Here is an 18,745-nt window from a genome sequence, read left to right on the forward strand (position 1 = left end):
TACGTTTTTCGTAAAGTTTTCCCTTTCCAGGCCGAAAATTCTGTTATCTGTCTGAAGGAAAGAGAAAACATGTTAAACCGTATCAAGATTGTCACCAGCCTAATGCTGGTTTTAGCGATATTTGGCCTTTTACAACTCACATCCGGTGGTCTTTTCTTTAACGCTCTGAAGAATGACAAAGAGAACTTCACCGTCCTGCAAACCATTCGCCAGCAACAATCCACGCTGAACGGCAGCTGGGTGGCGTTGCTGCAAACCCGTAATACCCTGAACCGTGCGGGCATCCGCTATATGATGGATCAGAGCAATATCGGCAGCGGCGCGACCGTTAACGATTTGATGCAAATCGCGTCTGCGTCTCTGAAACAGGCGGAAAAAAACTGGGCTGACTATGAAGCCCTGCCGCGCGACTCGCGTCAAAGTGATGCAGACGCGATGGAAATCAAACGTAACTACGATATCTATCACGGTGCGCTGGCGGAGCTGATTCAGCTGCTGGGCGCAGGTAAAATCAACGCCTTCTTCGACCAGCCGACTCAGAGCTATCAGGACGGTTTTGAGAAGCAGTACGTAAACTACCTGCAGCAGAACGACAAGCTGTACAAGACCGCCGTTGAGGACAGCAACAGCTCTTACTCTCAGGCCATCTGGGTGCTGATTAGCGTATTGGTTGCCGTTCTGGTGGTGATTGTCGCCGTCTGGCTGGGTATCAAACAGGCGCTGATCTCTCCGTTGAACCGTCTCATCGACAGCATTCGCCATATCGCCAGCGGCGACCTGGTGAAGCGCATTGATGTGGAAGGCTCCAACGAGATGGGCGAACTGGCCGATTCACTGCGTCATATGCAGGGTGAGCTGGTGCGTACCGTTGGCGACGTGCGTAATGGCGCGAACGCCATTTACAGCGGTGCGAGCGAAATCGCGATGGGCAACAACGATCTCTCCTCCCGTACCGAGCAGCAGGCGGCTTCTCTGGAAGAGACCGCTGCCAGTATGGAACAGCTGACGGCAACCGTTAAGCAGAACGCCGAAAACGCCCGTCAGGCAAGCCATCTGGCGCTAAGTGCGTCTGAAACGGCGCAGAAAGGCGGTAAAGTGGTGGATAACGTGGTGCAAACCATGCGTGACATCGCCGGAAGTTCGCAGAAAATTGCCGACATTATCAGCGTAATTGACGGCATTGCTTTCCAGACCAACATTCTGGCACTGAACGCGGCGGTAGAAGCGGCGCGTGCGGGCGAGCAGGGCCGTGGCTTTGCGGTGGTGGCAGGTGAAGTTCGTAACCTGGCGCAGCGCAGCGCCCAGGCGGCACGTGAAATTAAGAGCCTGATTGAAGACTCTGTTGGCCGTGTGGAAGTGGGCTCTACCCTGGTAGAAAGCGCCGGTGAAACCATGGGCGAGATCGTTAATGCAGTCACTCGCGTTACCGACATTATGGGTGAAATCGCCTCTGCGTCAGACGAGCAGAGCCGCGGTATTGACCAGGTGGGTCTGGCAGTCGCAGAGATGGATCGTGTGACCCAGCAGAACGCCTCGCTGGTGGAAGAGTCTGCTGCGGCCGCGGCCGCGCTGGAAGAGCAGGCGAGCCGTCTGACTCAGGCTGTGGCGGTGTTCCGCATTCAGCAGGAGCAGATGAAAGCGCGCGAGTTCGCTGCGGCTAAAGCGGTTTCCACGCCGGTGATGGCGCGTAAAACCGCGACTGCCGATTCAGGCGATAACTGGGAAACGTTCTAATTAAGTGACAGGCGCATGGCACAGCGGGATTCATACGCTAAGCCATGCGCCGCTTCATCATCTCTTTTCTGACGCAGTTCTGGCGTTAGCTCAGCAATTTGTTCAAATCCCAACCGCGCATAGAACGGCGCATTCCACGGGACGTCCCGGAACGTCGTTAACGTCAGCGACGTCAGCCCTAGCTGACGAGCATGGTCAGCCACACAGGCGATGAGCTGCCGGCCAATCCCTTTTCCCTGCCAGTCCAGATCAACCGAAAGCTCCACGATAAACAGCGATGAAGAGTGTGCTTCGGTGAGGATAAACCCCACGGGGCGGTCATTCGCCAGCGCCAGCCAGCTTTGCCCGCGTTCGGCATACTCAAGATGCTGCTCAGCGGAAATGACCTCACCCTCGGCAAGCCAGGCGAGCTCCGGATAGCGTCGAAAACGTTCCCCCGCCGCGCGTTCAATGGCGGGCAGGGCGTAAACGTCGTCACAGCGAGTTGGCCGAACGGTTATGTTAAGGGGGACGGTCATTAGCCTGCATTACTCACAATTTTAATTTCGACCATACCTACCCCCAGCTGACGCGGTGAATGGCCGAGGATATTCCCGTCATTCGTGGACTGCGGGTCTGGCGGCACAATCACCAGGGTATTGCTGCGGGATGGATTCTCAAAATGAAGCGTGTGAGTGGTCACTTCGTTTCCAAGCGTTAGCATCTGCTCTTGATCGCCCACGCGCACGGGCACGGGCTTATTTGCATTGGAGCCATACGCCCTGGCCGTGATCACCAGGTCAAATTGTTCTGGCAGGGGATGGGTGTACTCAATTTTCACCTCGTTGCCCAACTGCGCATTTGACCAGCGTCCCCAGGACTCCGGACGTGAGATGCCGCTAAACTGTTTCACCTCTTCCGGCGCGCCGGCCACGTTAAAGATAAAGCTGTCCGCCTTGTAGCGAATATCGTTATCGACGATTTTCAGCATGTCGACGTTGTGCTTATAGCGTGCGGTATCAATCACCGTGTCTTTAAACGCGGTTTTGCCTTTCCATTGGGCTTTATCCACATGCTGCACGGATTGCTCTCCGCCAAGCTGGCCCTGAGAAACACACCAGTCGGTAGAAAGCGCCAACGGCTGTGACCAGAGTTGGCCCATTTTGTAACATTTGTCGACCCAGACGAAGTTATCGCGAGGGGCAAAGTCAGCCAGCTGGAAACGCAGTGGGGCGGAATACTCACTTTCCGGCAGCGGTTCGACGCGATTGTCCGACACGCGCACCAGCAGCGGCAGGCGGAAGCTGCTGCCCGAGAAGGCAATCGTGTTTTTATTTTGATCGATGGTGAAATCTTTCATCTCTTTCGGGAAGTTCCACAGGCGGATGATGTCTGGCTTCCACGCGAGGATTTTTTCCTTCATGTTGAGGAAGACTTCAGAGAGAGATTGCCCCGACAACGTGCTGCGGCCCAGACCAATAAAGTTGTCTCCGCCCAGAATGTCTAGCACGGTCGCGCCGTTATCCATTGAGTTACGTTTGGTGGCAATCACTTCCTGTTGCGGCTGGTCGCCGCGAAGCACGAAGAACAGATTGCTGCGATCCTGCTTGTTGAGTTGATCCCATGCGCTGTTTTTCATCGCCAGATGGTCAGACGAAACGACGATGACGGTATTTTTAAAATACGGTGAAGCTTTGATTTTCTCGACCAGTGCGGCGATATGCTCCTGGCTACAGGTGACGGCGCTGAAAGATTTGTTGTTTTTGCCGCCGACATCATAGCTTCTGCGTTTACAGGTACGTGAGACGAACCCGTCCGGGTGGTGCGTATCCACGGTCAGAGCAAAGAGGGAGAAGCGCTTACCCGAGCGGGAAAGTTCTTCGAATTTCTTCCAGGTTTCGTCCAGCACCGTATCGTCGTAGAAGCCCCAGTCGTTACGGTAGTTTGGATCGGCAACTGTCGTTTTTAACTCCTCTGAGCCATACAGGTGGTCAAAACCGTGGGACTTCAGGAACACATCTTTTCCGGCAAAGCGCAGGTTCGCCCCCTGGACAAAATAGTTTTCATAGCCGGAGTTTTTCAGAATATCGCCCAGGCAAACATTCTGCGGGAAGAATGTCGACATCGAGGCTGAGGCGTTCCCTTCAAAAGGTGCAAACAGCGGGATACCACACTGGGAGGCAACCATTCCGGCGATAGTGTAATCCGTGCCGGGCAGCTGCATGGTGTGGCTGAAATCAAGACCTTCGTTTTTCAACGCGCCCAGCTCTGGTGTCAGGTTCGGGAACGCGTCGTTATCAAAGTACGTGCGCTCCAGACTTTCGCCGTAGACATAGACCAGATTGAGTTTCGGGCTGGCGATCTTTTTCGACGGCTCTTTGTAGTAGGCCACGAAATCCGGATCGCCGTCGCGCGACTGGGACTTTACCAGCTCGGCGATCTGATGGAATGCGGGACTGGCGTCGACTGAGGCCAGTGCCAGGAAAAGCGCCAGCAGGCTGTAACCATGATGGTGCGGATGATGGCGACGTCGCCGCAGTACCCAGGCCAGTGCGCCAAAAACGACCACCAGCGCCACAACCAGGCCCAGCCCAGGAAGAATATATTTACCTACGCCCGCGCCCGTCAGGCTGTTCGTCAGGGTGTAGAGCACCGCATCGTTAATCCCGTCACCGGTAAAGTAATCGCTGGCGTATAAGGTAATGTTTAAAATAATAAAAATGCCGAGCACCACCAGCGTGGCGATAAACCACCAGGTGTGACGGCCAGCTTTCCAGGCGTAAACGCCGACAGAAGCCAGAAAAAGGATAAGAGACATGAATTCAGACAACAGCATATCCTCATGACGCCAGATGCTTCGCTGGCTAACTGTTTATTTTTAGGTACTACAATGTAATTGCGATGTCGTTTAGCTGCAATTCTAGTGTCATGAAAGTGTGCTGTTATTAGGATTTGGTTTAGAAAACCGTTTTTTTGAAGGTGCTCGCATCCTGACAAACGGACGCTGAGACGGTGGCAGGCAGGGAAAACGCTCATTTAGCGCCGCGTTGCAAGACTATCGCATTAAACGCGGCGTGTTGTGGCAGAAAATGGGATGGATCAGGAGATGAAATTAACGCCTTGTTTCAGCACCAGATCGCAGGCTTTGGTTTTCACCTGTTTGGCCAGAGAAGAGTTGCCGATGGTGCTCAGGTTAAGCTGCTGGCCGTTTTTCGCGTTAAGCAGACCCTGAATACCGTCCATGTAGTTGGTATCCGCTTTCTGCTCCTGGGTATCCAGACCCAGCTTGCCCAGCACCTGGTTTTTGACATTTTGCGCGTCGGTCACGGAGGCCAGCTTTTGCTTCGCGCAATATTCCAGAATGCCCGCCGCGTTGTTCATTGTACCCGCATTCAGGCTCTGGGAGCTGTTACCCAGCAGGCTGGTGAGAGAAGATGCGGACAGCCCGCCCTGAGTGCTGCTGCTCTCTTTGGTCAGTTCGTTTGCTGCGCTTGACAGAGAATCCTGCCAGGACGCCGCTTGCACTGCGCCGGTAACCAACAGGGTGCCTAACAGCGTGCTGATAATAATCTGTTTTTTCATCGTAAATTTCTCAAAAAGGTCCGTTTTGGGCCGGAAGTGATTCCAGTATATACCGCCTTCTCACCATAGATTCCTGGAACTATCTTAATACTCTTTTCCGGTGACGCGGCTACGGTAACTTTCCCAGTCGAAGATGACATACAGGCTGTTACCCAGCTTCATGCGATCCATAACGCGCTCACCCAGTAAGCGGGTCATCTCGTCGATATTGTGGTTTGTCAGCATACCGGTAGGTCGTTTGGACGAGGAACGGCGGTCGACAATCTGGTTAATGATCACCTTTTCATAACGGGATTCCGTCTGCACGCCAATCTCGTCGATGACCAGTAAATCGACGTTACTCAGGTCGTTCAGGAGTTGTTCTTCGCTGGTTTCGCGGTTGCTGAAGGTGTCTTTCATCGCGGACATGATATCGGCCACGGTGATGATGAGCACCGATTTTCCGCGCAGGAGCAGTTCGTTGCAGATAGCGGCGGCGAGGTGATTTTTTCCGGTGCCAGGTTTGCCGCTAAAGATGAAGCTGGCAATATTACCATCGAATTCATCCACATACTGACGGGCGGCGGCAAGCGCGTTCATCTGCCCGTTGGTCTCAACTTTATAATTATCAAATGAGCAGTTCTGATGCAGGGGACGAATACCTGAACGGTTAAAGGTGCGCTGCATTTTCATCGCCCGATTTTCACGGGCGAGCGCGGCGGCGCGGATCTCTCCTTGCTCTTTTTGCCACGCCAGCAGTTCTTCACCCGTGGTGAAAGCGGGCTTCACGTTGGCAGGCATCATTTTTTGCAGACGTTTCATCAGGTCGCCGACGTTCTTCATTTCGCACCTCGGAATCCGTTAGGGATCTGTTTATCCGGTTCTGAAAACGCGTTGATATCGCGTTTTGGCTGGCCATTATTGCTGGCGCGGGTGATTTGAAGATGGCGCGCGAGCTTTTGCTGCCACTGAATATGGGTGAAGACTTTACCTTCTGCCTGCCACCAGGCCGTAAACGCGGCCAGTTCTTCAGCGGTGGCGGGTTGTGTTAACGCAATACCCCACAGCGCGGCCTGCCGCTGAAAATCGGCATCAGGTTGCCAGCCCGCATAGAGAGCAAATTTTCCCATCGGAACGCTCATCGGGGCGTTAACCGGCTCATCAAAGAACTGGTTATCCAGCATGATATCGCTCGCCGGGCGTGATAATTGCGCTTCGATCTCCAGGAGCTGTGCCAGACGTTCCGGTGTGATGGCGTAAAATGCCGGTGCATTGTCGGCAAAAACCGCAACCATGCCGCCTTCGGCGTGGGTCAACACACCGCGTGGGTCGCGCATAAAGGCATCAATGCCAGCAATGCTGGTGGTCAGAATTCTGGAGGACATAACGCTTACTCTACTGATGACTACGGGCGTGATATGAGCTTATGGTAGCACAGAGAGGATGAGGGGATGGAGGGGATTTCCCCGGTGGCGATGCGCTTATAGGGCTACAGCAGTAGACCTGATAAGCGCAGCGCCATCAGGTATTTATCACGCGATGATATTCAGGGTCACGTCAATGTTGCCGCGGGTCGCGTTAGAGTACGGGCAAACGATGTGCGCCGCATCGACCAGCTTTTTGGCTTCCGCAGGATCCATGCCTTCAACATGGATGTTCAGTTTTGCTTCGATACCAAAACCGGTTGGTAGCGGGCCAATACCCACTTCGCCTTCAATAAAGGCCTCTTTTGGCAGGGTAAATTTGTCGCGTGCGGCGACAAACTTCATCGCGCCCAGGAAGCAGGCAGAGTAGCCGGCAGCAAACAGCTGCTCAGGGTTCGTCACTTCTCCCCCCATGCCACCCATCTCTTTTGGCACGCCCAGTTTGACGTCCAGGACACCATCGGAAGAGGTGGCACGGCCGTCACGGCCTCCGGTTGCTTTTGCTTTGGCGGTATAAACGACTTTTTCTAAAGACATTGCAGGTTCCTCATCTTACATTTATGTGTGCTATTAAATAGCGTGCGATATATATGGGTAAATAAATACGCGTAAAGTATAGCCTTACGCGTGGTGTAACTGGTGTCGCAAAAGTTCAAGCTGCTGCTTAAGCGCCAGCATCGTGTCAGTATCACACTGCGCTGCGCAACCCACCGCATGGGGGATCCCTAATGCCTGCTGTTGCAGTTCACGTCCCTCGTCGCTCAGCGTGACGGCCACCTGACGTTCGTCTTTACGCGAGCGCTGGCGTTTTATCAGCCCGGCGCTTTCCAGACGTTTTAACAGCGGTGTCAGGGTGGCAGAGTCAAGGAACAGCCGCTCACCAATGTCCGACACCGTCATGTCGTCCTGCTCCCAGAGCACCAGCATCACCAGGTATTGCGGGTAAGTCAGGTTCAGCGGCGCCAGCAGTTGCCGGTACAGCTTGTTAAGCGCCAGATTTGCCGAGTAGAGAGCAAAGCAGAGCTGGTTATCCAGCAGGAGCGCAGCGGTGGTGTCGTTCGTTTTCGTGTTCATGGAATGAATATAGATAGTGTGCGATTTAATTGCAAGCAATTTTATGGGCAGGTATAGCGGAGTGCCACCTGAACGGCCATTTTGCGGTAGTGCTGGCGCTGAGCCTGTTCATCCGCCCCATCTTCAAACAGCAATGTGAAGGTGTAGCTGTTGGCGACGTAGTGAAAGCTGAAACTGCTTATCAGACGGTGGAGATCGCGGGCGTCAACTGTCTGGTTGAATAGCTGCTTTTCTTTACCCCGGTCCAGGATCGCTTCCAGCAGATCGAGCGCGCTACGGTTGACCTGGCGCAGATAGCTCGACTGCTGCATAAAGCGACCACGCTGCATGTTTTCCATGCAGATAATGCGGATGTAATCCGGGTGATCGGCATGATAGTCAAAGGTAGCTTCAACCAGGTTGACCAGCGCTTCTACCGGTGGCATTCCCGCCAGGCTCAGCGCTTTCTCACTGGCGCGGATTTGGGTGTAAACATGCTCCAGGACGAGAAGGTAGAGATTTTCTTTGTTCTTGAAATGGTAAACCACCATGCGCTTGGTCGTGCCTGCTTTCTCCGCAATTTGCTCCATGCGGGCACCGTTCAAACCATATTCGGCGAAAAGCGCGATCGCGCTCTGAAAAATTTTCTCTTTCAGGCTGGATTCTTCATTGTGTGCGGGGTGTTCGCTGCCTGGGTTAGCCACAATCTTTCCTTATTTTCACCAAACGGACCTGGACGATTATCCCCATGGCAGCGAAATAACACAAATATCAAACGCGTGGGCGTTTGCGGTACAGCCACAGTCCCGGGATCGACAGCCCGATAGAGAGTGCTCCGACAATGGAAGAGGCCTTAAGGAAGTTGCTCAGAAGGAGGATCATCTGTGGCTCGGTGTAGCCAAAATGGCTGATTTTTACTGCGGAAATCATCGCCGTGTAGGCAGATATGCCCGGGAACATCGGGATAACGGCGGCAACGGTGAACACTTTGGGATGCGCCAGATACCAGCGCGACCACTGAATGCCTATGCTACCGACCAGCATAGACGCCATAAATGTCGACCATTCGATGTTAAAACCTGCCGTCATCATGACCATCCGTGACCCATGACCAATCGCACCCAGCAGGGCACACCACGGGAGAGCACGTTGCGGAACATTAAAGACCATCGCAAAGCCAACGGCAGGAATGGCGGACAGAAGCATGTCCTGTGCCAGTGCCAGCAGAAAATCTATCACGCCCATCCGCGTAACCCCCAGAGAGTCATGGCCATGACGACGCCAATACAGGTCGCCAGCGTCAGCAGGCTGGCGATAGCCCAACGTGCCAGACCGGTATTGATGTGCCCTTTAAACATATCGGCGACAGCGTTAATCAACGGGAACCCCGGGACCAGCAGAAGCACACTGGCGGCCATGGCAACAGTGGGGGTGTTAACAAACTGCGGCAGGCGCAGCAGTAAACCAGACACCGTGGTGGCGACAAAAGCGGTAATACAGAAATTGATTTGTGGGTGCATTTGCCGGTGTGTCAGTAACTGGCGGACATACATCGCGATGCTGCTGGCGAAAAATGTAATGATTGCGCCGTCCCAGCCGCCTTTATTGAGCTTACAAAAACAGGCACACGACAGCCCAACCATGAGCACAACGAGCCAGCGTGGGTAACGCAATGGCTTTATTTGGTTGAATTTTTTTTCAATCTCATTGTGGTCGAGCAGCTTATGCTCAGCAAGAATGACGATATGTTGCACTTCGGTGACGACGTGCATGTTAATACCACGGTCGTGGTTTTTGCGGGTGGAGGTCAGGCATTGACCATCTTTGATCGTAGTCAGCACAATGGCGTTTGAAGAGATCGCGCTTTCAACGCTATCCATACCTAACGCCAGCCCCAGCCGTGTTGAGAGTTCCTCAACCAGCGCGCTTTCCGCACCGTGCTGGAGCAGAAAAAGACCGCACTGAATACATAGCCGCGTGATAGCACGCTGCGTTGACCGATCTGCCTGCATGTATTGTCCTGAAGAGAAAATGGATGTTAGCGGTTTGGCCCGTGATGCTTACTTTTAACACAAAGTGCGGTACCCCTTGCTGTGGGTCAGATCAAGATTTATGCAAACAGTTGCAACCTGTATTGTGAAAGGGTTTTCGCTTTAATTCATAACAATGGTGAATCATTAATGCGGTAACATAAAATATTTGTATTTAGTTATTCTAAATTTATATTGTCGATATTTTAATGAGTCCGTAATTAAATTTTCTTGCACTTTATGAGATATTATCTCTGTTTTAGGCATTTCTTAAATCAGAAACATATCTCATCTTCTGCTTGTATTAATCTGTTTTACACTCAGGGACGAAAATACTTATTACGTTGATGCGTATTAACGTTACTCATCAAATGAAAAATGGACACGGAGGGTCTATGTTGTCATTACATGGTAAACATTGCGTAGTCATAAGCCGGATACCCGTGATGCAAAAAGGGTTTGCAGGCGTTATGGCACGTCACTTCCCCGATTTTGAATTGACCTTTTGCCGCTCACTGCAGGAGCTAACGCTGCTTCAGTTACGCAGTGCAGATGTAATTATTGCCGATATTTCAGGTGAATACAGAAACCCCCGGGGCTCGCTCGAAGAGTACTACAGCTTATTGAACCAATACCGTGAAATACACTGGATCTTCTTAGTCTCCCGACCGCTGTACCCGATAGCGGTTGAGTTGCTTATGCGACCAGAAAGCACGCTGCTTTCCGATATGGAACCCATCGACGGCGTGATTAATGCCATCCGGGCCGGGAGTGAGCGTGCTGAACGGATAAGCCAGACGTTATTAATACCAGAACCTCAGAGTGTTGAAGATGAACACGTTATTGCGCTCACGCACTCTGAACGCAAAGTATTACGTTTGTTAGGTAAGGGATGGGGGATTAATCAAATTGCCACCTTGCTCAAGAAGAGCAATAAAACGATAAGTGCGCAGAAAAACAGTGCGATGCGACGGCTGTCGTTGCGGTCTAACGCCGATATGTATGCCTGGATCAGTAGTACACAGGGAATGAGAGAGCTGAGTTTAATCTCAGCCTATGGAGAGTTCGAGGAATGGAAAAAACCGATTCAACAAGACACATCGCCATTATCGAAAATTGTTCAATGAGTGCTGTTGGGCTACAGCATCTTTTTGCTATGCCCACCCTTAACCATTATCAGTTGCACTTATTTAGTGGATTTGAGGGCTTTAAGAAGGCACTTCATCAGACCAATTTTTTCTCGCTGATCTATTCACTTTCCGATGCGCGAGAAGAGCGTCGTAATTGCCTGGCGCACGTGCGGGATCTCGCATTTACCCATAGCCATATTCAACGCATTATTCTGGCGTCTGATGAGATGGAAGCACGGTTAATTAGCCATCTATCACCTTCACGTCTTCACGGAGTGGTCAGTAAATCCTTAACACTTGAGCACTTGCAGAAGGAGCTCGTGGTGTTGTTGGGTGAAACGCTGCGCATCAATGACAATATGCTGAACCACTGGTATCGGAGTCAAAACAGGATGTTAAGCCCCACGGAGCGGGCCATTTTGCGTTATATGTCTTGCGGGTATTCCATTCCCGAAATCGCCGCACAGCTTGAACGCAATATTAAAACTATCCGGGCACATAAGTTTAATGCGATGGTGAAGTTGGGAGTGAGTTCTGACGTAGGGCTGCTTGATGCAGCGGATATTCTTACGCATCTCCCGGCACGAGAACCGCTTAATCATGCACTCAGCAAACCCACATTTTTATAACCTGCCTTGTGCGCCAGATACTCTCTGGCGCATCAATCAGATGCATACATCAACCCATTTTGCAGATGTTAGCTCTGCCATCCTGTCAGGTGAAATACGTACGGCACTGTGGATCGCGCCAGCGGCAGGGAGTACTTCAGCGTACTGCTTTAAGGAAATATCGCAGTAAACCGCAAGCGGGTTTTCCAGCCCGAACGGACAAACACCACCAACAGGATGACCTGTTATGGTCACTACTTCATCACTGCTGAGCATGCGTGCTTTTGCACCAAAGGTGTCTTTTAGCTTTTTGTTATCCAGGCGCGCATCGCCTTTCGCTACCACCAGAATCACCTCGTTTTTCACCTTCAATGACAGGGTTTTAGCAATTTGTCCCGGCTCAACGCGATGGGCGGCTGCAGCGAGTGCAACGGTAGCGGTACTCTGACTCAATTCAATAACGTCTATATCCGGAGCGTTGTCGGCAAAAAACTGCTGTACAGACTGCAAACTCATTGTTTCCTCCTGACAAATATCCTGCGTAATCTGTCATAAGAATTTATGCTCTGTAAATATCTCTTAAGTAACAAATACCCCATATAGCTGATTTCTGGATCATCTTCACAATCACAGAAACCGGTTACAGTAACCGGTTGCAGAGCGTGGTGCGTAGATTAATACTGAGTACGTAACGTTCCCTGTATCCAATAATAAGAGCAAATTATGAAACCATTTAGTCTGAGCAGTACCGCTGGTACACAAGCCAGCAAGGTTGTGAAGCTGATTTATGGAACAACGTGTGGCACGAATGTGCCCGTAACAAACGTCTGACAGGAGATCTGCCATGTCTGCCAACCATGCTGCGTTTAACCTGATATTCCGTTTTGTTGAAAATTACGTTAGCCCAATTGCCGGGCGCATCTCTTCCCAGCGTCATGTCATGGCTATCCGTGATGGATTCATCTCCGCGATGCCATTTATGATTGTGGGCTCATTTTTGTTAGTGTTCGCTTACCCACCGTTTTCGCCTGATACCACCTGGGGTTTTGCGCGCGCCTGGTTGGATATGGCGAAGCAATTTGAAGGCCAGATCCTGACGCCGTTTGATATGACAATGGGTATTATGTCCATTTATATCTGTGCGGCCATTGCCTATAACCTTGGCAAACACTATGTCAAATCGCATCAGTTAGACCCATTTATGTGCGCCATGCTGTCGCTGATGGCGTTTCTCCTGGTCGCAGCACCTAAAACCAAAGGCACACTTCCTGTGGACAGCCTGGGAGGGACGGGCATCTTTACCGCGATTCTGGTGGCTATTTACTGCGTTGAGATGATGCGTTTCCTTAAAGCGCATAACATTGGTATTCGCCTGCCAGACCAGGTTCCCCCGATGATCAAAAACTCTTTCGACCTGCTGATCCCGGTGCTGGTTGTGGTGTTGACGCTCTATCCGCTGAGCCTGATTATTCAGTCTCAGTTTGACATGCTGATCCCGCAGGCGATTATGTCAGTCTTTAAGCCTTTGGTTTCTGCTGCGGACTCGCTGCCTGCGATTCTGTTAGCTGTGTTGATTGGTCATTTGCTCTGGTTCGCCGGGATCCACGGAGCCGCCATTGTCTCCGGGATGTTACAGATGTTCTGGTTGACTAACCTGGGGGCTAACCAGACTGCGCTGGCTGCCAGTCAGCCTCTGCCGCATATTTTTATGGAAGCATTCTGGACGTTCTTTATCGTGATTGGTGGGTCAGGAGCCACAATGGGGCTGGTGATTTGCTATCTGCGCAGTCGTTCAGCACATTTACGCTCTATTGGGCGTTTGAGCGTGGTACCAAGCTTCTTTAACATTAACGAACCTGTCATTTTCGGTACGCCGATTGTGATGAACCCAGTGTTCTTTATTCCGTTCCTGTTGGCACCCATGGTGAATGCCGTGCTGGCCTGGGCGGCGATGTCATTTGATCTGATTGGCCGTGTCATTTCAGTCGTGCCCTGGACGGCACCCGCTCCGATTGGCGCCGCATGGGCCCTTGGCTGGGATTTCCGCGCAGCCATTCTGGTCGTTGTTCTGGCCTGCGTATCAGCAATAATTTACTTCCCATTCTTCAAAGTTTACGAGAAGCAGCTGCTGGAGCAGGAAGCCGAGGAAGCGCAGCGTAACGCGGAAGAGGAAAATCAGCAGGTGGCTTAAAAGCGTTGTGCCGGGTGGCGGCTACGCCTTACCCGGCCTACGGGTTGAGGTTTTTGTAGGCCCGGTAAGCGAAGCGCCACCGGGCAATTCAGTGCACTATTTCAGCGTGCAATCCCCGCACTGCTTAACGTCCGGCAGGCGATAGCGCTGGCAGCAGGTGCGACGAACCAGAAGTCCGTCACGGAGAACTACGGAACGGAATAACGGGTTTTCACTGCCATCAGAAAGTTGTTTTGCAAAGAAACAGGACTGACGCAGGCCATCAACGATCTCATCACCAAGCAGAGGCTTCATTTCCGTTAAATACCAGTGGATTAAATACCCGGTATTATTCCAGATAAGTTTCCCGTTAATCTCACCCGTCTCTTCAAGGGCATTAACCACCGGAATCAGAGCCTGAGTGATAAGCTGCTCCATACGCGCCTGAGCAGAAAGTGGCTCTGCGGCCTGGTCTTCGTGGAGATCAATCCAGAAACAGGCTGCACGCCCGGTTTCGTGAAACTCGACATGGAAATTATCCGGCGAGAGCCCCAGCATGCTCTTTTGCGTTAACAGCGCCAGCATGAGGGGGGGCACCATCAGCCCGATATACCACTGCGCCCAGAGAGAGAGCAGGGGTTTATTTTCCCGCTTAAGGGTGGGTTGATGACGATAGATATGGTCGGAATAGGTGGCCAGCAATGATTGCAGTTGGGCTGGTTGCCGCCACTCAGCAAGCGTCATGGCGTGCTGCGGGTGCGCTTCATCAAGCCGGATAAAGTCCAGCAGATGAGCACGAGTTTTCGCAATCTTATCCCGTATGGCATCCGCAAGCGAAGCATTCCCGCTGGCGAGGGGGGCTCGCCAGAGGAGTGGTTCAGCAATGTGTGCGGTCTGAGTGGCCATAGTATGGATAGAAATCTAAATGATAATGATTGCCAATCCTAACTATTGCTCAAACCAATGGCAAGACTTTTGTCCTGGTTAAACGACCTCGTGCTTAAGCCGACTGAAGGCCTTCACTAAGCAGAATATTATTGCGTCCCATATGCTTGGCTTCGTAGAGAGCTTTGTCCGCTTTTTCCAGCGCGCCTTCCACGTCTTCATCCTCGAAAATAGCAATACCAATGCTGATGGTGACATTTGTCGCAACGCTTTCGTTGAACAGATGCGGGATTTTCAAATCGTAGACTTTCTGACGGATCCGCTCTGCCGTCTGGCGGGCATGTTCAAGTGAAATATTGGTCAGCAGCACCATAAACTCCTCCCCGCCAAAACGCGCCACAATATCGCGAGAACGCACGGCGTCGCGAATTGCTGCAGAGACGCGTTTCAATGCCTGATCGCCCATCATATGGCCGTAGTGGTCGTTATAGGCCTTGAAGTGGTCGATATCCATCAGCAGGACAAAGTGTTCGCCGTTTTCAACCGCTGGCAAGTTCTCCAGACGGCTTTGCAGGCCGCGACGATTATAGAGTCCGGTAAGGGGATCCATCATGCTGAGATCGGTGAGGGTTTCCCGTTCTTCCAGTAAGCGAGAGAGCAGCTCCTGAGCAAAGCGATCGTTACGTCTTTGCAAAATGTTATGAATAGCAATTGCCACCACAGGAAGTGCGAAAGAATAGGCTATTCTCAGCCATATATCGTGGTTACCTAACCACAGGCAGACAATAAAGGTGGGTAATGAGTGCAGTATGAATGCCACAATATTACTGGCAAATGCCAGCGTACCGATAAAAAGCACCGTTAATAGCGCTATTATCAAATACGTCATATGGTCGTGAGTAATTAGTGAAAATTTTGAGACAATTTGCCAGGCCCACAAAATACCGAAAATCCCTGAAATAACAGGAATATTGATCTTCCGTGTCCTCTTCTTCCAGTGCCAGGCGAGCAGGCCAGTGCTGATGGAGAAAATAGCAATCAGAGGGAAAGAGAACACGCGCACAGAATTAAGTGGATTTGTTACCGAGAACACGGCTGATGTTGCGTTCAGGAATAAAAATAAACGTAACGATAATTGATATTTTCTGTGAACCAAAGACCGCCAGGATTGTGATGTCATAGTAGTACGTTTTTATTAAAATTTAATTAAAACAAATAAATAGGTGTGGTGTCGCAATTAAAAAAGTAAAAAACTCAAAGAATAATTATCAGAAAATCTTTAGGTGTAGTTAACAGGTGTGCAATTTATCACCTTAGGCAATTCCTGTCATTATGGGAAAGGTAAAGGTCGATGGTTTTTGATTCGCTATGCTGACAAATGATAATTTATTTCATATGATACTGGTTATCATTATCGCTTTGAGAGGGCGAGTCATGTTGAACAGGGCGCTGGGAAGTGGTTGGGGTGTATTACTGCCGGGAGTGATTCTCGGCGGTTTGATGTTTGCCGATCTCTCCATCAATGTCTGGAAAGCCATCATTGTGTCAGGATTATTAGTCACGTCAGGAATGATATGGCATAAGCAGTTACGCCACTTTGTTCTACTGCCATCGTGCGTTGCACTGGTTAGTGGAATTCTGGTGATACTGATGAGTTTGAAATAACAGAAAAAAAGAAGAACTTCAGAAGGGCTGTAAGATAATTGGTGCGAGGGGGGGGACTCGAACCCCCACATCCGTAAGGACACTAACACCTGAAGCTAGCGCGTCTACCAATTCCGCCACCTTCGCACAGTCATCTTACTATTTTTGATATCGCCTCGTTGGTGCGAGGGGGGGGACTCGAACCCCCACATCCTAAGGACACTAACACCTGAAGCTAGCGCGTCTACCAATTCCGCCACCTTCGCCCAGTGCGAGCAATATCAACGTGATTTATGGTGCGAGGGGGGGGACTCGAACCCCCACATCCGTAAGGACACTAACACCTGAAGCTAGCGCGTCTACCAATTCCGCCACCTTCGCATACCATCGATACTGTAAAAGTATCGTAACCACGGAGGCGCATTCTAGATGTTTTCAGCTTTACGTCAACAGAAAAGTGCGCGCGACACCTTGATTGCTGGAAAAATGGCCGATGGTGATGCCATGTGGAGCCGGATAGCGCTTGCGCTTCTCCGGCCTACAGGATTAGAGATTATTTTTTGGCCTGACGCGTCATCACGGTGCGGTAAACCTTAAAGCGACCGGTCTGAGCGATCACTTCATGGAAGCCGAAGGTTTCGTCCAGCACTTTCGGGTACGCCAGGAAGGCGTTAGCCACGATGCGCAGCTCTCCACCGCTGTTAAGGTGACGAACTGCGCCACGGATCAGCGTTTGCGCGGCTTCAAGGCTGGTCTCCATGCCATCATGGAACGGCGGGTTGGAGATAATCATGTCGAAACGACCCGTAATGTCGGAGAAGACGTTACTGGCAATCACTTCGCCTTCGATTCCGTTTGCGGCAAGCGTTGCGCGACTGGCTTCTACCGCTGGCGCGCTCACATCACACAGGGTTAAACGCACTTTTGGCGAATGGCTGGCAAGAACTGTTGAAAGTACCCCCGCGCCACAGCCCACGTCCAGCACTTTGCCTTTGGTGTGCGGCGTCAGGGTGGAGAGCAGCAGTTTGCTACCCGTATCCAGCGCGTCACGGCTGAACACGCCCGGCAGGGTTTTGATGGTCAGACCGTCAAGCTGGTACTCGTCCCAGTAAGCTTGTGCATCAAACGAAGTCTGTTTTTCCAGACGGCCATGGTACAGACCACAGCGGCGAGCGCTGTCGACTTTATTCAGCGGCGCGTAGCCTTCCAACATCTGTTCAGCGCTACGCACGCCGCTGCGGTTCTCACCCACCACAAAAATATCGCAGCCGACCGGCAGCAGGGAGAGCAGGTTCATCAGCTGGAACTGGGCTTCCGGTTTATTCTTCGGCCAGTAGTAAATCAGCGTATCGCAGTCGGCGATATCGCTCTGCTCCGCCACCAGGCTAAAGCGCGCGCGCTCGCCCATCTGGCGGCTCAGGACCTGCCAGTGGTGATAATATTGGGTGTGGGCACGGCTTTCAGCACATTCGAAACGTGCGGGCAGGTCATCCTGCATATCTCCGGCAAACAGAATACGGCTTTCTTCGAAATCATCACTGTGACGCAGCAAGACTTCACTTGCCGGGGTAAATGCAGACATGAATTGTTCCTCAATAAACTCAGGCGGGGATTATAGTAGGTAGATGGCGCACTTTCGACACATTTGCTATATTTGCGCGCCTGAGAGACAGGAGTTTTCCCTATGACATCCCGACGAGACTGGCAGTTGCAGCAACTGGGCATCACCCAGTGGGCTTTGCGTCGCCCGACGGCGTTGCAGGGCGAAATCGCCATCTCCATCCCGGCGCACGTTCGCCTGGTGATGGTGGCGGAAGAACTGCCTGCCCTGAACGAACCCCTGATCGGTGATGTCCTTCGCAGCCTGAAGCTGACGGCCGACCAGGTTTTACAGCTGACGCCAGAACGGGTCGCGATGCTTCCTCCTGATAGCCGCTGTAACAGCTGGCGTATCGGAGAGACAAACGAAATCCCCCTACAGGGGAGCCAGATCTGCACGCCAGCGCTGGACGAACTGAAAGCCAACCCAAAAGCGCGCAGCGCGCTATGGCAACAAATCTGCGAATATGAACACGATTTCTTCCCTCACGACGCCTGACCTGACCACAGCGTTTGCGATTGAAACACGCGCCCACGCGTTTCCGTGGAGCGAAAAAACCTTCGCCAGCAATCAGGGCGAGCGGTATCTGAATTACCGCCTGGACGTTGACGGCACCATGGCCGCCTTCGCGATTACGCAGGTTGTTCTTGATGAAGCGACGCTGTTTAATATCGCGGTTGATCCTGCGTTTCAGCGTCGTGGGCTGGGAAGAGAACTGCTTGAGCACCTCATCCGTGAGCTCGAAACCCGTGACGTTTTCACCCTGTGGCTGGAAGTGCGCGCATCGAACGTCGCCGCCATCGCGCTCTATGAAAGCTTAGGCTTTAATGAGGCGACAATCCGCCGTAACTACTACCCCACCGCAGAGGGACGTGAAGACGCCATCATAATGGCTCTGCCGATTGGATAACGAAAATAAGGTTGTAA

Annotated in this window: 21 protein-coding genes and 3 tRNA genes; 7 read left to right on the forward strand and 17 right to left on the reverse strand. The window is 51.8% G+C overall.

Features of this window, described 5'->3' with window-relative positions; genetic code table 11:
• Positions 1 to 69 precede the first annotated feature (69 nt).
• A complete protein-coding gene (gene tsr, locus ACJ9Y9_RS03435) occupies positions 70 to 1,734 on the forward strand; it encodes a methyl-accepting chemotaxis protein (RefSeq protein ID WP_028016572.1) in 1,665 nt (554 codons plus the stop codon).
• On the opposite strand, the gene ACJ9Y9_RS03440 is transcribed toward tsr, so the two are convergent.
• The 10 genes from ACJ9Y9_RS03440 to ACJ9Y9_RS03485 all read right to left on the reverse strand — a co-directional run bounded on the left by ACJ9Y9_RS03440 (position 1,731) and on the right by ACJ9Y9_RS03485 (position 9,763).
• On the reverse strand, positions 1,731 to 2,252 hold the full coding sequence (locus ACJ9Y9_RS03440; RefSeq protein WP_028016573.1) for a GNAT family N-acetyltransferase: 522 nt from the start codon (positions 2,250 to 2,252) through the stop codon (positions 1,731 to 1,733). The two genes, tsr and ACJ9Y9_RS03440, sit on opposite strands and share 4 nt — an antisense overlap.
• Positions 2,252 to 4,543 (reverse strand): phosphatidylglycerol--membrane-oligosaccharide glycerophosphotransferase, encoded by a 2,292-nt coding sequence (gene opgB, locus ACJ9Y9_RS03445; protein WP_028016574.1) that lies wholly within the window; start codon positions 4,541 to 4,543, stop codon positions 2,252 to 2,254. The genes ACJ9Y9_RS03440 and opgB overlap by 1 nt, the downstream gene beginning before the upstream one ends.
• A 269-nt stretch (positions 4,544 to 4,812) precedes the next feature.
• Positions 4,813 to 5,295, reverse strand: a complete 483-nt coding sequence (locus ACJ9Y9_RS03450) for a DUF2501 domain-containing protein (protein ID WP_028016575.1) — start codon at positions 5,293 to 5,295, stop codon at positions 4,813 to 4,815.
• Between the two features lie 84 nt (positions 5,296 to 5,379).
• The gene (gene dnaC, locus ACJ9Y9_RS03455) at positions 5,380 to 6,117 is read right to left on the reverse strand and encodes a DNA replication protein DnaC (protein WP_023334409.1); all 738 of its coding nucleotides are present in this window, start codon (positions 6,115 to 6,117) and stop codon (positions 5,380 to 5,382) included.
• Entirely contained in the window at positions 6,114 to 6,659 is a 546-nt protein-coding gene (gene dnaT, locus ACJ9Y9_RS03460; RefSeq protein WP_028016576.1) for a primosomal protein DnaT, read from the reverse strand. Before dnaT ends, dnaC begins: the two co-directional genes overlap by 4 nt.
• Positions 6,660 to 6,806: 147 nt before the next feature.
• Positions 6,807 to 7,235, reverse strand: a complete 429-nt coding sequence (locus ACJ9Y9_RS03465; protein WP_013095463.1) for an organic hydroperoxide resistance protein — start codon at positions 7,233 to 7,235, stop codon at positions 6,807 to 6,809.
• Positions 7,236 to 7,319: 84 nt separating this feature from the next.
• Positions 7,320 to 7,772: a MarR family winged helix-turn-helix transcriptional regulator gene (locus ACJ9Y9_RS03470; protein WP_028016577.1), complete on the reverse strand. Its 453-nt coding sequence runs from the start codon at positions 7,770 to 7,772 to the stop codon at positions 7,320 to 7,322.
• A gap of 41 nt (positions 7,773 to 7,813) precedes the next feature.
• Entirely contained in the window at positions 7,814 to 8,455 is a 642-nt protein-coding gene (locus ACJ9Y9_RS03475) for a TetR family transcriptional regulator (protein ID WP_028016578.1), read from the reverse strand.
• Positions 8,456 to 8,522: 67 nt separating this feature from the next.
• Positions 8,523 to 8,996, reverse strand: coding sequence for a threonine/serine exporter (locus ACJ9Y9_RS03480; RefSeq protein WP_028016579.1), 474 nt, complete (start codon positions 8,994 to 8,996; stop codon positions 8,523 to 8,525).
• Positions 8,987 to 9,763 carry a threonine/serine exporter ThrE family protein gene (locus ACJ9Y9_RS03485; RefSeq protein WP_028016580.1) on the reverse strand — a complete coding sequence of 259 codons (777 nt, stop codon included), beginning with the start codon at positions 9,761 to 9,763 and terminating at the stop codon, positions 8,987 to 8,989. Before ACJ9Y9_RS03485 ends, ACJ9Y9_RS03480 begins: the two co-directional genes overlap by 10 nt.
• 413 nt (positions 9,764 to 10,176) lie before the next feature.
• On the opposite strand from ACJ9Y9_RS03485, the gene ACJ9Y9_RS03490 reads away from it, so the two are divergent.
• Positions 10,177 to 10,908, forward strand: coding sequence for a LuxR C-terminal-related transcriptional regulator (locus ACJ9Y9_RS03490; protein ID WP_028016581.1), 732 nt, complete (start codon positions 10,177 to 10,179; stop codon positions 10,906 to 10,908).
• The gene (gene bglJ, locus ACJ9Y9_RS03495; RefSeq protein ID WP_028016582.1) at positions 10,905 to 11,540 is read left to right on the forward strand and encodes a DNA-binding transcriptional activator BglJ; all 636 of its coding nucleotides are present in this window, start codon (positions 10,905 to 10,907) and stop codon (positions 11,538 to 11,540) included. The genes ACJ9Y9_RS03490 and bglJ overlap by 4 nt, the downstream gene beginning before the upstream one ends.
• 36 nt (positions 11,541 to 11,576) lie before the next feature.
• Here the strand turns inward: bglJ and ACJ9Y9_RS03500 are convergent, their stop codons facing one another.
• A complete protein-coding gene (locus ACJ9Y9_RS03500; RefSeq protein ID WP_008502085.1) occupies positions 11,577 to 12,035 on the reverse strand; it encodes a YbaK/EbsC family protein in 459 nt (152 codons plus the stop codon).
• Positions 12,036 to 12,363: 328 nt separating this feature from the next.
• Between ACJ9Y9_RS03500 and ACJ9Y9_RS03505 the strand changes: the two genes are divergently transcribed.
• Positions 12,364 to 13,710: a PTS sugar transporter subunit IIC gene (locus tag ACJ9Y9_RS03505; protein WP_028016583.1), complete on the forward strand. Its 1,347-nt coding sequence runs from the start codon at positions 12,364 to 12,366 to the stop codon at positions 13,708 to 13,710.
• A gap of 96 nt (positions 13,711 to 13,806) precedes the next feature.
• Here ACJ9Y9_RS03505 and fhuF read toward each other — a convergent pair whose 3' ends face one another.
• Together fhuF and ACJ9Y9_RS03515 are read right to left on the reverse strand one after the other, a co-directional pair.
• Complete coding sequence (fhuF, locus tag ACJ9Y9_RS03510) at positions 13,807 to 14,595, reverse strand: siderophore-iron reductase FhuF (protein WP_028016584.1); 789 nt, start codon at positions 14,593 to 14,595, stop codon at positions 13,807 to 13,809.
• Positions 14,596 to 14,689: 94 nt separating this feature from the next.
• A complete protein-coding gene (locus ACJ9Y9_RS03515; protein WP_028016585.1) occupies positions 14,690 to 15,754 on the reverse strand; it encodes a GGDEF domain-containing protein in 1,065 nt (354 codons plus the stop codon).
• Between the two features lie 215 nt (positions 15,755 to 15,969).
• Between ACJ9Y9_RS03515 and ACJ9Y9_RS03520 the strand changes: the two genes are divergently transcribed.
• On the forward strand, positions 15,970 to 16,239 hold the full coding sequence (locus ACJ9Y9_RS03520; protein ID WP_195757725.1) for a DUF1435 domain-containing protein: 270 nt from the start codon (positions 15,970 to 15,972) through the stop codon (positions 16,237 to 16,239).
• 39 nt (positions 16,240 to 16,278) lie between these two features.
• On the opposite strand, the gene ACJ9Y9_RS03525 is transcribed toward ACJ9Y9_RS03520, so the two are convergent.
• The 4 genes from ACJ9Y9_RS03525 to rsmC form a co-directional block, all read right to left on the reverse strand.
• Positions 16,279 to 16,365 (reverse strand) — tRNA-Leu (locus ACJ9Y9_RS03525).
• A gap of 33 nt (positions 16,366 to 16,398) precedes the next feature.
• Positions 16,399 to 16,484 (reverse strand) — tRNA-Leu (locus ACJ9Y9_RS03530).
• 28 nt (positions 16,485 to 16,512) lie between these two features.
• Positions 16,513 to 16,599 (reverse strand) — tRNA-Leu (locus tag ACJ9Y9_RS03535).
• A 172-nt stretch (positions 16,600 to 16,771) separates the two neighbouring features.
• Complete coding sequence (gene rsmC, locus ACJ9Y9_RS03540) at positions 16,772 to 17,800, reverse strand: 16S rRNA (guanine(1207)-N(2))-methyltransferase RsmC (RefSeq protein ID WP_028016587.1); 1,029 nt, start codon at positions 17,798 to 17,800, stop codon at positions 16,772 to 16,774.
• 102 nt (positions 17,801 to 17,902) lie between these two features.
• Between rsmC and ACJ9Y9_RS03545 the strand changes: the two genes are divergently transcribed.
• On the forward strand, positions 17,903 to 18,316 hold the full coding sequence (locus ACJ9Y9_RS03545) for a DNA polymerase III subunit psi (RefSeq protein ID WP_028016588.1): 414 nt from the start codon (positions 17,903 to 17,905) through the stop codon (positions 18,314 to 18,316).
• Positions 18,285 to 18,728, forward strand: a complete 444-nt coding sequence (rimI, locus tag ACJ9Y9_RS03550) for a ribosomal protein S18-alanine N-acetyltransferase (protein ID WP_023334424.1) — start codon at positions 18,285 to 18,287, stop codon at positions 18,726 to 18,728. Before ACJ9Y9_RS03545 ends, rimI begins: the two co-directional genes overlap by 32 nt.
• Positions 18,729 to 18,745 lie beyond the last annotated feature (17 nt).

The sequence above is a fragment of the Enterobacter sp. CPE_E1241 genome (assembly GCF_045618265.1).
Taxonomy (GTDB): domain Bacteria; phylum Pseudomonadota; class Gammaproteobacteria; order Enterobacterales; family Enterobacteriaceae; genus Enterobacter; species Enterobacter adelaidei.